The following is a 17,006-nucleotide window of genomic DNA, read 5'->3' as shown; positions in this document are numbered from 1 at the left end:
GCCTCGACGACGGCGTCTCGCTCACCGGCGCCGGGAGCCTCGCGCTGAGTGCGACCTCGGGCGACCGCGCGACGACCGAGGCCAGCATGGGCGCGAAGGGCGGAGACGTCACCGTGACGCCCGCGATCGCGATGACGGTCTCTACCGTCCGGACGAGCGCCTCGCTCGGCACCCTCGCCGCAGGACCAATCCAGGTCGCGGGGGCTGTGACCCTCGCGGCTACTCAGGCCGCCGCGGCTCACACGAAGGCCGGTGCTGTCGCGACCGACGCGGGAGACGCGGCGGTGGGCGTCGCGCTCGCGCTCAACTTCGCCTTCGACACCGTCTTCGCGACCACTCGGCGCAGCGTCGTCGCCGGCGCCGGGATCGCCATGACGGCGGTGGGCTCCTCGCTCAATGGCGCGGTCGCCAACGCGTCGGCGAGCGGCGCACCCGGCAAGGGGCAGCAGGGCGCGCCGGCGGGCGGCGTCGACGGTCAGGCGCTCGAGCAGCGCAACTACGCGAACACCAAGAGCCAGTCGCGCGGCGGCTCCGGCGTGCAGAACAGCGGCAACCCCTCCGCCTCGACGAGCGACGGCGGTGTCGCGGTCGCGGGTGCGATCGCACTGAGCATCGCCGACGTGTCGGCGACCGCCTGGCTGCCCGACAGCCTCTTCCTCACGGCGGGCGGGGCAGTCGTCCTCGCTTCCTCCGAGCAGGTCGACAGCATCGTGCAGGCGGACGGGACGGCGCTCGCTCAGGACGACGCGGGCGTCGGCGTCGCGGTCGCCCTGAGCTTCGTGTTCCTCGAGAACCGCGCCTGGGCCGGCGAGGACACCGTCATCGACGCCGACGGCTTCACGGCCGCCGCGACGATGACGCAGGTGGGCGCCGACCGCAGCCACGACCTCTCGGCCATCGCGAACGCCGGTGCCGGCTCGAAGGACGTCGGCGTGGCCGGCGCGCTCGCCCTCAACATCTCCATCGTGCACACCGAGGCGTGGATCCCGTCGAGCGCCGTCGTCGACTTCGGCACGGGCGACGTGCTCCTCTCGGCCGAGAACCGCCGCACCGACACGGCCAAGGCGAAGGCCGACGCGAAGGCCGGCGGTTCCAGCACCGGGGTCGGGGCATCCGTCGCCATCAACGTGATCGCGACCGACGTGACGCGCGCCGAGATCGAAGACGGAGCCGATGTCTCGGGCGGCGACGACGTCTTCGTGAGCGCCGTGCACACGGACGCCGTGACGAACGAGGTCACCGCAGGATCCGCGGGTGGCACCGCCGTGAGCCCCGCGGTCGGGATCAACGTCGTGCTGCCCATCGTCCTGGCCCGCATCGGCACGCCGGGTCCGCGGCCCTTCATCGCGACCGGCGACGTGGTCATCACGGCCTCGCACTCGGGCTCGGTGACCGTGAGCGGCAATGCCGAGGCGGCCGGGTCGAGCGTCGCCGTCGGGGCGATCATCGTCATCAACGTGGTCGACATCCCCGTCCGCGCCGCTGTCTTCCGCAACGTCACCGCCGGCTCGCTGTGGCTGCTCGCATCCAGCGAGCTGCACACGTCGGCGACGGCGCAGGGGTCGGCGAAGGGCACGAAGGGCGGCGAGGATCGCCAGCCCGGCGACGCGCAGAACTCCGACCAGCAGGCTCAGGACCAGCTGAACGGCACCCCCTCGACGAGCGGGAAGACGGGCGCGCTCCCGTCGTCGAGTCAGACCGTCTCGAACGGCAACGGCCAGGCGAACAGTCAGTCGAGCCAGTCGAGCGACGGCGTCGGCGTGGGCGCCGCGGTGTCGGTGAACTGGATCACGGTCCGCTCGGAGGCATCCGTCGCCCCGGGGCTCACGATCGTCGTGACCGGCATGATGGCGGCCGCTGCGTCGAACGAGACGGATGCCGTCGCCAAGGCCACCGGCTCCAGCTACAGCATCGACACCAACAGCAACAACATCGGCGCGGCCGTCGGACTCAACGTCGTCACGGTGACGAACCGCGGCTCGATCGGCGCCGGCGCCGACATCACGGCCGGGGCCGTGCTTCTCACCGGCCTGACCCCGAGCGGTGCGCGCAACGACTTCCAGGCGTGGGGCATCGCGGGTGCGGGCGGCAAGGGCGACGCCAGCGTCGCCGGATCCGTCGCCGTGCAGGTGCTGCAGCTGACCAATGAAGCCACGGTGGGCGTCGGCTCGCGCCTTGCGGTCGCCGGAGCGATCACGCTCGACGCGAGCAACCCCATGGGGCTGCAGGCGCTCGCCGCCTCGGGCGCCATCACGACGAACGGCTCGGGCGTCGGCGCGGGCATCGTCGTCCAGTACGTGGCGACGACGACGCGCGCCGTGATCGAATCGACCTTCGCCGACCCGACCGTCGTGACGGCGGGAGGCACGATCATCGGCCGTGCCACGGGCGGCATCGTCGCACTCGCCGCCCCCGAAGTGCCGCTCATCACGCTCCCGGCGTTCACGGCGGTCGCGATCGGAGCGGCCCTCGGCGGCGGCGACGCCGGAGTCGGAGGCTCCGTCATCGTCGACGTCGTCGACCGCACGACCGTTGCCGGGATCGGCGACGGCGCGAGCGTCAACCAGGACATCCCGGTCGCCGCCGCACAGGATCTGGCGTTCACGGCCGTCGACGCCACCGAGTTCGTCGAGCTCGCCGGCGCCCTCGGCATCTCGACGGGCTCCGCCGGCGTCGGCTTCGCGCTCATCGTCGGGGTGCACAACAAGGACGTCCGGGCATTCATCGGCCGCGGCGTCGACGCCGATCTCGGTGGCTCCGTGTGGCTGGTCGCGACCGCGGGGGAGAAGTTCACCGAGATCGTCGCGGGCGGCGGAATCGCCTCCGACGCGGGCATCGCGGGCTCCTTCGTCGTGCTCGTCGTCAACGAGGGCTCGAGCGACCCGGGCACGCGCGCCTACATCGACAGCACGGATGCCGCGCCCACCGCCGTGCGCGCCCGCGGCTCGATGACCATCACCGCCGCCGACCCCGTCTCGGCGACCCTCTTCGCCGGCGCCGTGGGCGCCGCGGGCACGGCGGGCATCGGCCTCTCTTCCGTGGTCCTCGTCCGCAGCGGGATCGTGGATGCCTCGGCCGGCCCGAGCGCCGAGCTGTGGGCCCGCGGCGGAATCGGCCTGTGGATGTCGGCCGACCAGAGCGAAGACCTCTGGCTCGTCGCCGTCGGCGGTGCCGCGGGCGGCACGGCGGGCATCGCGGGCGCGGCCACGGTCGGGGTTCAGAACAACACGACCCACGCCCACCTCGACCGCGGGGTGAGCCTCGACGGCGTCGCGGCCGGCGGCTTCGCCGGCGCGCGGATCGCCGCCGCCGACCACACGACGCTCCGCGGCATCGCCGGTCAGCTCGCCATCGGCGGCACGGCCGGCGTGGGCCTGGGCGCCGACGTGCAGGTCGTGAACAAGTCGACCCAGGCATGGATCGCTCCGCAGACGCTCGTCACGGTCGCCGGCGACGTCGCGATCGACGCGTCCTCGAGCGAGGACGTCACGAGCGTCGCCGCGGGGGCGAGCATCGGCGGCACGGCCGCCGTGTCGGCGAACGCCACGGTCTCGGTCCACACGATCGTCACGAAGGCGTTCGTCGGCGAGGTGTGCGGCGCGGCGACCGCGACCGAGGCGCTGTGCGCGGCATCCCGAGCCGTCGTGGTCGCGGGCGGGAGCGCCCGGATCTCGGCCAACGAGGTCCTGACGATGGATCTGATCTCGGGATCGGTCGCCGGCTCCGGCACCGCCTCGGTCGGCCTCACGGCCGTCGTACCCGTGCTGCACAAGACGACGACGGCGTTCATCGGCGACCTGTCGCGCGTCACGGCGCTCGGAGGCGGCGCGGGCCTCGCCTCGACGGTCGGCGGCTACGACATCCACTACACCGACACGCGCTTCAACCCCCAGACGGCGATCATCGGCGGCAACCAGCTCGAGCTCGGCTACGTCCATGGCATCGAGGACGGCCAGCAGGTGGGCTACGACACCGGCGGTGGGCAGCCGATCATCGGCCTCTCGCCGGGCACGGCGTACTACGCGATCGTGGATGCCGCGTTCCCGACGCGTCTGCGCCTGTCGCTCACGCCCGGCGGCGCGCCGATCGCGCTCGTCGCCCCCGCGCGTCCCGGGCAGTCGCAGCGCATCTTCCGGTCCGATCAGGCGACGGTCCCCGAGCGCATCGCGCCGTACTTCACCCCCTCGACCGACGTGAACGGCGGGACGAACGTCGTCACGCTCCCGTACGACATGCCGTCGAAGGACGACGCGAACACCCCCGCCCCGCTGCAGACCGGCGACGGCGTGCTCTACACGACCAACGGGGGAGCGGCGATCGGCGGGCTCGTCGACGGCGCGACGTACTTCGTCGTGATGACCGGGCCGAACAGCTTCCGCCTCGCCCGCACCGCGTGCGAGGCGAACCCTCTCGCCAGCGGCTGCAGCGGCGCGGTGCAGACCTTCATCGACCTCGACCCGTCGGTCGCGACCGGCCGCGCGCACAGCTTCGTGCGCCAGGGAGCGCAGCCTCCCGGCGACCCGGCGGTCATCACGGGCATCCGCACGGTCGTGCCGCGCACGGGCACCCTCTTCGGCGTCGGCGTCATCGCCAACAACAGCGACGAGATCCTCGCTGTCGGTGCGAGCGTCGCGATCGCGGCGACCGCCGGAGTCGGCGCGGCGGGCAACGTCAACGTCGTCGACGCCGACACCGACGCCTTCGTCGGCCGCGCCGCGCGCGTCAACGACGACAACACGGGGGCGGCCGCGCTGCAGTCCGTCACGGTCGCAGCCGGCGGAGCTTTCCGGCAGCTCATGGTCTCGGCATCCGTCGGCGGCGGCATGGCGGGCATCTCGACCAACGCCGCCGTCGACATCGTCACGCTCGACGTCGACGCGACGATCGCCGACGATGCGATCGTCCGGGCACGGGGCGATGTGCTCGTCACCGCGTCGGCCAGCCAGGACGTCACGGGCGTTGCAGCTGCCGTGGGTGCCGGTGTGGCAGGCGTGGCCGTCGCGGTCGCCGCCATCGTGATCGACGCGCACACAGCCGCTCGGGTCGCGACCGGCGTCACGATCGACGCCGGGAACAACGTCCTCGTCGCCGCGGCCGACGACACGGACCTCACGACCGTCGCGGGCGGGCTCGGCGTGGGCTTCGCGGGCATCGGCGCCGGCGTCGTCGTCGTCTCCGTCACCAAGGACACCGCCGCCACGATCGGCGTCGGAAGCCGGGTGGATGCGCGTGCGCGCGGCGGCTGGTCGCTCGGCGGCATCCCGACCGGCACGATCTCGGGCGACGTCTTCCCCGTCGGGTCGCAGTCGGGCCTCGCGATCCTGGCCTCCTCGAGCCAGAACCTCTTCGGCCTGGCCGTCTCGGGCGGCTTCGGCTTCGTCGGCGTGTCGGGCGCCGTCGACGTCACGCTCATCACCGGCACCACGACGGCGGCCGTCGAGAGCTCGGCCGCGCGTCCGACGCTCATCAATGCCGACCGCGCGAACGCGGGTGCGGCGCAGTCCGTGTCGGTCAGCGCGACCGACCGGACCGACACCTTCACGATCGGCGGCGGCATCGCCGGCGGCTTCGTCGGCGTCACGGGCGGCATCGACATCGGCGTGCTCGACATCGCCGTCTCGGCCGGGGTCGGCGACCACGCCGCCGTGTGGGCGAGCGACGACATGCGCATCCAGGCCCTGTCGTCGCGCAGCATCCAGACCTACGCGGTGAGCGTCGGCGGCGGATTCGTCGGTGTCGCCGGCTCGGTGTCGGTGTGGACCGCGGGCGCCGCGCCGACGAGCACCTACAGCGACGACGGGACGAACCACGACGCGCTGAGCTCCGCCGACGGCACGCCGCAGAACCAGGCCGACCAGGCAGCCTCGGGGACGGGCGCCAACGGCTACTCGTCGATCCTCAACGGCGCGAACGACACGTCGGGCACTCGGACGGCTCAGCGCAAGAAGGGCGCGATCGACAGTGCCGCGGCATCCGTCGCCGGAGCGGCCCCCGGATCGGGCGTCGTCATGAGCACCTTCGCGTCGCCCCCCGCCCTCCGCGGGACGACGAGCCGCATCGGCGGGGGAGCGTTCCTCTTCGCGGGCGATGACGTCGCCGTGACGTCGGAGGCGCGCGACAGCTACTTCGGCCTCGCCGGCTCGGTGTCGGGCGGCGTGGGCGCACTCGGCGCGTCGATCGTCATCGCGAACCTCCGCTCCCTCACGGATGCCGTGATCGCGACGGGTGCCGTCGTCTCGGCAGGCGGCGACATCGCGGTGCGAGCGGGCCACGTCGAGGACACGTCGGCGATCGCGTTCAGCGGATCGCTCGGGCTCCTGAGCGTCGCCGGGCAGATCGTGGTGCTCGACAGCGACGCGCGCCAGTACGCGCACATCGATGACGGCGCGCTCATCCCGGCGGCCGGCGGAACCGTCTCGGCACGCGCCGCCACCGACCGCCGCGTCGCCCCGCTCACGATCGGCGTGGCTATCGCCCTCGTCGCGGCCGGCGCCTCGATCGCCGTCGCCGACGTGCACGGCGACACCGTCGCCCGGATCGGCACGGTCGACATCGGCGTCGGCGGCCCCGGGGGCGGGCTCGCCGTCGAGGCGAACTCGATCATCGCGGCTCCCGTTCAGGCCTACTCGGTGTCTGGCGGCGTCGGCCTGTCGCTCACGGGCGTCGGGGCGACGAGCACGATCTCCGGCCGCACGGCGGCCGAGTTCGCTGGGAACGCCTGGCTCGCGGGTGGCGCGAGCATCGCGGCCACCGCCCGCAACACGGCGAGCACGCAGACGTTCTCGCTGCAGACGGGCATCGCGACGGTCGGGCTCAACTTCGCCGACAGCGACATCTCGCGCGACACGACGGCCCTCGTCACCGACGGTGCGCAGTTCTCGACGGGCGGCGTCATCGCCGTGTCGGCGGACTCGCGCAACCGGACGACGGCCGACACCCCCGGCGGCAGCATCGGCGCCATCACCCTCTCGGCCCAGGTGCCCACCGCCACCGTGTCGGGCCTCACGCAGGCCCGGATGCGCGGCGACGTCACGGCATCCGGAGGTGTCGACGTCGACGCGATCGGCCAGAACCAGGCGACCGCGACGGTCAAGGTCGTCACGGTTTCGTTCGGCGTCGGCGTCACGGGCGTGGTCGCGACGGCCGAGGTCACCGACCGCGCCGTCGTCGAGGCCCTCATCGACTCGGGCACGATCCGCAGCACGGGGGCCGTGAGCGCGTCGGCCCGGATCGCGACCGACGGCGGCGAGGGCAACCTCGCGCGGATCGGCATCAGCGCACTGACGGGCGGCGTGCTCTTCGACGGCGGCGGCTACTGGGGCACAGCGCACCTCCGGGGCGCGACGACGGCCGAGATCTCGAGCCCCGTGCTCGCCTCGGCCTCGGTCGAGGTCTCGGCGCAGTCGCAGAACAAGGCCGACGCCGACGTCGCGACGGCCGGCATCGGCACCTTCAAGGTCACGGTCTCCGGCGTGGATGCGCAGATCCTCGCGAGCGCGGCGACGCGCGCCCGGCTCGTGACCGACGTCACCTCGACGGGAGCGACGGCGCTCCGGGCGGTGGCCCAGAACACGGCGACGGCGACGACGGATGCCTCGTCCTTCGGCTTCCTGAGCCTCTCGTTCAGCGTCCCGACGGCGCTCATCGCCGCGGCGACGCAGGCCCTCGTGACGAGCGGGCTCAACGGCCAGGGGCTCACCGTCGAGGCGCGCGGCACGAACGCCGCCTCGTCGAACGCCGACCTCAACTCCGCCGGCATCATCGACGGCGGCATCGGCGGAGCGATCGCCCGCGTCACCGCAGAGGCGGCCGTCGTCGCCGAGGTGGCGTCGCCGGGCCGCAGCATCCTGGCCGGCGCCGGCCCGGTCGCGATCACGGCGTGGTCGCAGAACGACGCCGACGCCGACATGCGCAAGCTCACGATCGGCCTCTTCACCATCGGCGGACTGCTGCCCGAGGCGACCATCTCGGCCGAGACCCGCGCGTCCTTCACCGCCGCGTCGGCGACCTCCGGGTCGTTCGCGATGACAGCGTCCTCCCGCAATGCGGTCGATGCCACGGCGCGCCTCGCCGAGATCTCCATCGTCGGCCTGCGCGGCACGATCGCGAGCGCGACGGTCGAGGCATCGGCCGCCACGACGGCGTCGGTCGCGGCGGGCGTCTCGCTCGCGGCATCCGGAGCCGTCTCGCTCCTCGCGGAGAGCCGCGACGGCGCGCACGCCGTGGCCGCCATCGCGAGCGACGGCGGCGGTCTCATCTCGGCCGGCATCTTCGCCGCCCTCGCGCGCTTCGGCGCTCCCGTCACGGCGGCGTACGACGGGGTGGTCACGGCTTCCACCGGCGTCGCCGTCAAGGCCGACGGGCGGGCGAACGTCGACGCGGAGATCCAGTCGAGCACGCTCGGCCTCTTCGGCTTCACCGGCACGGTCGTCGACGCCGAGCTGTTCAACTCCGCCTCGGTGGCGGCGCGCTACGGCTCGGGCGCGCTCGCCACGTCGGGAGCCGTCGCGGTCGAGACGACGCTGACCTCGACGGTCACGGCCAAGACCGACCTGGCCTCGGGCGGTGCGATCGTCATCGACGTCGCAATGCCGACGGCGCGGATCGCCGCCGCAGCGACCGCCGACTTCTCCGGCCGCCAGTCGGGCGGCACCGCTCTCTCGGTCAAGGCGACGGCCAACCGCACCGTGAACTCGACGTCCGGCGGGCTCTCGTTCGGGCTCATCAGCATCACGTACTCGAACGCCCAGGCCCTCATCACGGATGCCGCGATCACCCGCGCCCGCGTCTACAACGGCGCGACGGTCAACGCCCCCGCGGCGGCCATCACGGTCGCTGCGACCTCCACCAACTCCGCGACCACCGCGGGCGGCTCGGTCAACGGGGGAGCGCTGACCGTCAACGTCGCCGAGCCCGACGCGTTCATCGACGGCTCGACGCTCGCGCAGTTCGCCGCCACGGTGCCCGCCGCGGCATCCCTCTCGGTCACGGCGCAGTCGACCGACACCGCCGTTGCGAAGCTGAGCAGCACGGCGGGCGGCGCCATCACGATCGACAGCGGTGCGGCGCACGCCCGCGTGCGGCCCGTCGTCGAGGCGACAGTGGGCGCCGGATCGGCGATCACGGTGAGCGGCAACGTCGAGGTGCGCGCGATCGCACAGCCCGTGTCGCTCTCGTACGCGCAGAACTTCTCGGCAGGGGCGCTGACGATCTCGGCCAACCGCGCGCTCGCCGAGACGTTCCCGGTCGTCCGGCTGTCGGTGACCAACGGGACGACCCTCACGGCCGGCGGCACGGTCACCCTCACCGCCCAGCAGAACTCCGCTTCGCCGCCGCCTCTCCCGACCTTCGCGTTCGACGCGGTCTCGGGCGTCGACCCCGCGACCGACACCATCACGCTCTCGGGCCCGCACGGCCTCGACGACTCGGCGACCGTCACGTACCACCGCGACGGCGGGACCGCCGTGGGCGGACTCGTCGACGGCACGAAGTACAGCGTGCTCGTGGTCTCGCCGACCCAGATCCAGCTCGGAGCGGCCTTCGACGGCAACACGATCGACGGCGCGAACGACATCATCACGTTCACGCGTGCGCACAACTTCATCAACGGCCAGCGCGTCTACTACACGGCGTTCGGCTTCGTCGTCGGCGGGCTGCAGAACGGGCACGCCTACTTCGTGCGGGTGCTCGACGAGCTGCGCATCCAGCTCATCGACGCCGACACGCCTCAGGCGCCCGTCGAGTTCGACGGCGGCGACGTCAACGAGACCGACGACGTCATCAACGCGCCGAACTCGTACACCGACGGGCAGATGGTGCAGTACATCGCGCCGCCCGCGAAGGCGTCGTTCTACTCGAGCCGTGTCGACATCGTGGTGGATGCCTCGGGCAGCCCCGTTCAGGTGGGCAGTCCGCCGACCTTCCAGACGCAGAACAACGACGTCATCGCGATCCGCCAGCACGGCCTGCAGACGGGCGACCAGGTCGTCTACCGGTCGACGGGCGGAGCGCTCGGCGGACTCTCGCAGAACACCACCTACTGGGTGATCCGGCTCGACGACAACCGCATCCAGCTCGCCGACAGCCTGTGCCACGCGCTCGGCAACTGCGACGACGGCGGCGGAGGGGTCATCCCCGTCACGTTCCTCGGCCTGACGCCCGACCTGTCCGCCGCGGGCCTCGCCGTGCTGCACCAGCTCTTCGCCCCCGGTCAGCAGCCCATCGCGGGGCTGCAGAACGGCCAGACCTACCGCATCTGCGACGCGACGCCCACGTCGTTCGGCCTGACGCTCATCGAGATCCTCGGGGTCTGCGTGCACATCCCGCTCGGCGCCAACGGCAGCATTGGCACAGGACGCTTCGTCCCCGCCGTCGTGGACATCTCGCCGACGGCCGGCGCGGGAAAGCTCGTCCTCGACCTCACCGCCGACGGGACGGGGACCCAGAGCGTCCAGGTGACCTCGGTCGCACCGTCGCTCCCGGCGGGGACCTACAGCGAGGCCCGGGTCGCGGGCGAGGGCGTCGGGTTCATCGCGGTGGGCGAGACGAAGCCCGTCGTCAACGTCGATGCGACGGTCGATGTGACGGTGGGCGACGGGGCCCGGATCCTCGCGGGCGGCGACATCGGCGTCCACGTGCTCAACACCGCGGCCGGCCTCGCCGACGGAACGTCACAGGGGCTCGGCTTCATCTCCGTGACCCACGCCCGTGCCGAGGTCAACGCCAAGGCGACCACGAACGTGTGGATCAAGGGCGGGACGGAACTCGCCACGACGGGCGGCAGTGTCGTGATCGATCCGCTGAGCGTCGCGAGCGCCAACGGCTACGCGTACTCGAGTGCGGGCGGCTTCGGCCACGGCACGGAGTCGCAGACGCGCGCGACGCTGGGCACCGCCTCGCACGTCACCCTCGACGGCAGGATCACGGCGTGGAACGACATCACGGCGACCTCGTCGACCGCGATGCAGTCTGAGCTCCGGTCGGCGGCCGACGGCGGTTCGTTCGCCGGCAGCTCGACCTCGGGCGACGACTGCTCGTCGTGCCACATCTTCGCGAACAACGACGCGACCCTCACCGTGGGCGGCGCGGCGCACATCGAGGCGGACAACGTCCTGCTGGCCGCGCAGATGATCTCGACCTATCTCCTGGACTACAACCGGTCGAACGGCGATGGCGCCTTCGAGGACTCCGACGCCCGGTCGGAGGTGCACCTCAGCTCGAACGTCCACGTCCAGCTCGTGAACCACGCCAAGATCATCGGCTACCAGACCGTCACGATCCGCGCTCAGCATCAGAACGTCGAGCTGCACGCCGACGCCCGCGCCACCTGCGGCTGCTTCGGCGGTGACAGCGATGCCGACGCGGTGGCCGACTACAGCGCGACCTCCTCCGTCACCGCCGAGAAGGGCGTGCGGATCCGCACCGCGACCCTCCGCGTCGAGGCGCTCCACGTCGGGGTGGTCGTGCAACCCCAGGCCTCGACGGGCGGCGGGTTCATCGACTTCGGCGGCGCGGACGGCAACGTGTCCGACAACCGCTACCGCTGGATCGAGTGGAATGCCGACGTCGTCCTGCATGCGCCGAACCCCACCCTCGTCGTCGACGCGACGGGCAAGATCATCAAGAAGTACGCCGTCACGGTGCGCGACGATCTCGGCACCATCTACACGCTCGGCCAGACGATTCCCGTCGGCCGCGCCATCGTGGTCGACCCCATCGAGAACAACGGCGGCGGCTCGGCGACCTATTACATCAACAACCCCGACGGCAACCAGGTCGGCACCCTCACGGGCGACCAGGGCACGCTCCAGGTGCAGAACACCTTCGACTTCGTGCGCCTGTACAACTACTCGAGCCGCGACCTGTGGGTGAACGGCATCAGCGTCGCCAACCTCGACGACATCGGTGCGACGGTCAACGTGCAGGCCGAGGACTCCAGCGCCTTCCGGTTCCACATCGGCCGGCTCATCTTCATCCCGACCCTCGTCGACATCGCGAACTGGGCCGGACCCGGCACGCCCGACATCCGCCTGCAGGGCGCGATCGACAACCCCATCGGCACGACGTCGGTGATCAACGAGCACGGCGACATCCAGGCCACGGCGACCGGCAGCGTTCGCACGAACATCGCTCTCCTGCACGCGAACCAGGGATCCATCGGGCAGGTCTTCACGATCCTCGGCACCGAGGTCCGCCTGCCCATCCCGGTCGTCCTCGTCCAGAGCGACTTCCTCGTCGACGACGTCGACCCGACGCGCCCCGTCGTGCTCGTCGCCGACGCGCGCGACGACGTCGTCCTCGACATCACCTACAGCGCACGGATGCCGGTGAACTCGCCGTACGCCGGCACGGCTTTCAAGCCCGTGCTCGGCCCCATCCACGCCGGGCGCGACATCGACATCGTCGTGCATGACTCGCTCTTCGGCTCGGATGTGCCGCCGCTCACCTCGTACCTCGTGCAGGTCAACGTCGTGTCGCCGCCCGACCTCGGAACGCTCATCACGCCGCCGTCGGGGCAGTACCACACCTACTTCCACCCCGACCCCGGCCCCTGGGCGGGCTTCGACGACCCCGTGCTCGTGGCGTGGGGCACGAACAACGTCCTCCACGACAGCGACTACACGTTCAGCGACCTGAGCGCGGGCGACGACATCAAGGTGCTCCACCCGTCTCCCGCCACCCGGATCACGTTCGCCGTCACGAGCAACGTCGACGCGACGCTCTTCTCGCTGCGCTTCCCGGCGCAGCAGTACTCCACGCAGAACGGCGACGGCGAGATCACGCTGCTCACGAACGGCTGGATCACCGACCTCGAGACCGTCGACGACCTCCGGGTCGGGACGATCACCTCGACCCTCGACGACGTGACGCTCATCACGCAGGAGACGGATGCCTCGATCCTCGACGCCGGCGACATCTCCGACGGCTCGGCGCGCGTCGTGGGCCGCGACATCCTGCTCTTCGCCGGGAGCGTCTCGGGACGCATCGGCGGCGCGGGGACGACTCCGGACTTCCTCGAGATCCGCTCGTCGTACTCGGGCCGCGGAAGCCTCACGGCGCTCGCCGGCGGCGACATCCTTCTCGATCAGGTGCTCGGAACGCTGTACGTGAGCCTCGTGCAGTCGTTCGATGGACTGGGCGACGGCGACGCGGACGTGTCGCTCCGCACTCGCGCCGGGTCGATCCGCTCCGACGTCGACAACGGTGCGACCCGCGTCGTCGGCCACGACATCGACCTCATCGCCGTCGGCGGCACCATCGGCGGCGACAGCCCGGACCGCAGTGCCGATCTCGTGATCGACACAGCCCTGGACGGACGCCTCTACGCGCTGTCCGTGCCCGGCGACGCGATCATCTTCGTACCGCCGACGGGCGTCTTCGTCACGGAGGCGTCGGGATCGCTGCTGGTGCTGCGAGCCGAGGCCGAGACCGGCGATGTGCGCCTCACGGTGCCGTTCGTCGCCGGCGGCGACCCCGAGACCCTCTGGGTGCTCACGGAGGGCGAGACGATCGACGGCCTCGTGACGATGACGGAAGGACGCATCGTCGCCGGCGGCGACGTGACGCTGCTCGTCGGAAACGACGTGATCGCCCCGGCCGGCACGATCATCGCGGGCGACACCGTCACGATCCGCGCGGCGTTCGGGCAGAGCCCGCTCGCGCCCGAGGACGTCATGGTCTACCTCGGGGGCGAGGTGACGGGGCACCCGACCCGCATCTTCGGCGGGGCAGGCGACGACACGTTCGTCCTGGACGAGACGCTCCTCGGAGGCCACACCCTCGTCTACGGCAGCGCCTCCGACAAGCCCGGCGACCTCGACGGCGACGACAGCTTCTTCGTGACGCGCCTGCAGTCGATGACGGGCACGCACATCGCGGCGCCCGGCGACGCGTTCGCCGGACTCGAGGTGCGCGACTCGCTCGTGCTGTTCGGCCAGGCGGGCGACAACGAGGTGTTCGTCCAGACGTGGGGCGGCGAGGAGTCGGTCGGCCACGACTACCAGATCATCGTCCGCGGCGGCGGGGTCACCCAGGGTCTCAACCGCCTCACGATCTACGGCACCGACGACGCCGACCTGTTCCTCTTCCGCGCGCTCGCGGCGATCGCGGAGAACCCGGACGCACGCCGCCCCGCAGTCGTCGCGCAGATCAACCTCGGTCAGGCGACGGTCGAGCGGATCGCCTACGACGAGGGCGTCAACGCGCGCCTGACCGTCAACGGCTACGACGGCGACGACACGTTCGTCTTCGACGACAACAGCACCCTCACGACCGTCTTCGGCGGCGACGGGAACGACACGTTCGTCGTCGGCCAGTTCTTCGCGACCCCCGCACCGAGCCGAATGTCCAGCCGGGCGACGGTTTCGACACCGTCTCCACCGAGCTCGGCTACGCGAGCCGCGGGATCTCCTTCCCGGCGGTCCTCTACGGCGGACTCGGCGACGACAGGTTCGTCGTCTCGGGGCACGTCGCCGAGCTGCGGCTCGAGGCCAACGAGGGCGCCGACCTCTTCCTGCTGCTCGCGGTGCGCCTCGCGGACGGGATCACGTTCCGCGCGAACGGCCTGCTGTCGCTCGACGGGGGAGTGGATGCCTCGCTCCTTCAGGTGCTGACCGCCGGGCTCGCCTCCGACCTCGCCGTCGGCCCCGACCCGGTCCACCCGTTCGTGAAGCTGCTCCAGGGCGCCGGGCTCCACGTCGAGCTGCACAGCATCGGCGAGCCGACGATCACCGCTGCGCCCTATGCCGCAGGTGTCCCGCGTGGCCTGCCCGGCGACGAGCTCGCGCCCGCAGACCCGATCGTGGTCCCGGTCCCTGTCGAGGTCGACGGGACAGGCCAGGTCATCATCGTCGAGACCGACGGCACGACGACCCTCGTGGCCGGCGTCAAGGAGACCGACAGCTACACGATCGCGCTCGGCACCCCGCCCACGGCGCGGGTCTACATCACGATCACCGCGGCGTATGCGGGAGGCATCCCGTACGCCGAGATCTCGATCGACGGCGGTCTGACCTTCCACGACCAGGTCATCCTGATCTTCGAGATCGGCGAGACCGCACCGAAGACCGTCATCGTGCGGCTCAAGGCCGGTTCCGGCGACCACCACCCGATTCAGCTGCTGACCGCGGCGCCGACGAGCCAGCCGGGGCCCGGCATGGTCGTGCAGACCGTGAGCCACTCCGTCTGGAGCGAGGACGGCCTCTACCTCCACGCGCAGGCGCGCAACGTCTACATCAACGCGGACCCGTTCGTCCCCGCCGAGCCGGAAGAGCCGGTCGAGCCCGGTGAGCCGGGTCAGCCCGGCCAGCCGGGCGGCTCGGGTCAGCCGGCTGCGCAGTCCGGCTCGGGCGCGGACCTCGCAGCGACGGGCGTCGAAGCGCCGTTCGGCCTTCTCCTCGCGGCGCTGATGCTCCTCGTGCTCGGCGGCCTCGTCCTTCGCCGCCGGCCGGGGCGAGGCATCCCGGGTCGTCAGATGCCGAACGCCACCGAGATGGGCCCGCGCGCGAAGTAGAGGACGAAGCCGGCCGCCACGATCCACAGGAGCGGGCTGATCTCCTTCGCCTTGCCGGTGATCGAGCGGATCACGACCCACGAGATGAATCCCGCGCCGATTCCGTTGGCGATCGAGTACGTGAACGGCATGACCGTTACCGTGAGGAAGACCGGCACGAGCACCGAGAACTCGCTGAGATCCAGGTGACGGATCTGCGACATCATGAGCGCACCGACGATGACGAGCGCCGCCGCCGCCACCTCCGATGGGACGACAGTCGTGAGCGGGGTGAAGAACATCGCCGCGAGGAAGAGCACTCCCGTCACGATGTTGGCGAGGCCCGTACGGGCTCCCTCGCCGATCCCCGACGCCGACTCGATGAAGACGGTGTTCGACGACGACGACGTGAAGCCGCCCGCGACGGCGCCCACGCCCTCGACGATGAGCGCCGAGCGAAGGCGGGGGAAGTCGCCCTTGGGGTCGGAGAGTCCGGCCTCACGGGAGAGGCCCGTCATGGTGCCCATCGCGTCGAAGAAGTTGGTGAAGACGAGGGTGAAGATGAGACCGATCGCGGCGGGGGCGCCGATGCGCGCGAACGCGCCGAAGAGGTCGACCTGACCGACGAGGCTCAGGTCGGGCAGGCTGACGAGGTTCGCGGGAAGCGCGGGGACCGAGAGCCCCCAGCCGCCGACGGTGACCTCGCCGTCGGCTCCCACCGCGGGACCGAAGTGCCAGATCGCCTCGGCGATCACCGCGAGGACCGTGCCCACGACGAGCCCGATGAGGAGGGCGGCGCGCACACGCAGTGCCATCAGGACGGCGCACAGGAGTAGCGTCACGACGAAGAGCAGGGTGGGGACGGTTGCGATCGACCCGTTGATCCCGAGCCCGACGGGGGGCGATGCGACCCCCGTCGCCGTGACGAATCCGGCGTCGACGAACCCGATGAAAGCGATGAAGAGGCCGATGCCGACCGTGATCGCCGTCTTGAGCGCCACCGGCACCGCATTGAAGATGAGGCGTCGCAGTCCCGTCGCGGCCAGCAGCACGATGATCAGACCGTTGATGACGACGAGCCCCATCGCCTCGGGCCACGTCAGCTCGCCCACCACGCTCACGGCGAGGAACGAGTTGATGCCGAGCCCCGCCGCGAAGGCGAACGGCAGGCGCGAGATGAGGCCGAACAGGATCGTCATGACGCCGGCGGTCAGCGCCGTGACGGCGGCGACCTGCGAGAACCCGAGACTGTCGCCCGCGACATCCGTGCTCCCCGACAGGATGATCGGGTTCAGGATGACGATGTAGGCCATCGTCACGAACGTCACGAGGCCGCCCCGCACCTCCGCACCGGGAGTCGAACCGCGCTTGGTGATCTCGAAGAAGCGATCGACGCGTCCGCGGGGTTCGGCGACGTCTGTCTCGGGCGTGGGCGTAGTGGTCACAGGCAGCCTCTCCAGGATTTCCGAGAACGACGTTAGCCCCCATGGGGCTTCACGCGCGCGCCGAGGCGGTG

Annotated in this window: 3 protein-coding genes (1 of these 3 running past the window's edge); 2 read left to right on the top strand and 1 reads right to left on the bottom strand. The window is 71.5% G+C overall.

The window, feature by feature from the left end; translation table 11 throughout:
* Both G5T42_RS02310 and G5T42_RS02305 read left to right on the top strand, forming a co-directional pair.
* Window positions 1–14,612 carry the 3' portion of a hypothetical protein gene (locus tag G5T42_RS02310; protein WP_206535794.1) on the top strand. It extends 15,706 nt beyond the left edge of the window, so the window shows 14,612 of its 30,318 coding nt (coding positions 15,707–30,318); the start codon falls outside the window, past its left edge; the stop codon is at window positions 14,610–14,612.
* Window positions 14,525–15,511 (top strand): LPXTG cell wall anchor domain-containing protein, encoded by a 987-nt coding sequence (locus tag G5T42_RS02305; RefSeq protein ID WP_165124901.1) that lies wholly within the window; start codon window positions 14,525–14,527, stop codon window positions 15,509–15,511. The genes G5T42_RS02310 and G5T42_RS02305 overlap by 88 nt, the downstream gene beginning before the upstream one ends.
* Here G5T42_RS02305 and G5T42_RS02300 read toward each other — a convergent pair.
* On the bottom strand, window positions 15,469–16,935 hold the full coding sequence (locus G5T42_RS02300; RefSeq protein ID WP_277601764.1) for an NCS2 family permease: 1,467 nt from the start codon (window positions 16,933–16,935) through the stop codon (window positions 15,469–15,471). The two genes, G5T42_RS02305 and G5T42_RS02300, sit on opposite strands and share 43 nt — an antisense overlap.
* Between the last annotated feature and the right edge of the window lie 71 nt (window positions 16,936–17,006).

Source organism: Microbacterium sp. 4R-513, assembly GCF_011046485.1.
Classification (GTDB): domain Bacteria; phylum Actinomycetota; class Actinomycetes; order Actinomycetales; family Microbacteriaceae; genus Microbacterium.
The sequence above is the reverse complement of the archived record's forward strand: the minus strand, read 5'-3'. Positions and strand labels throughout refer to the sequence as shown.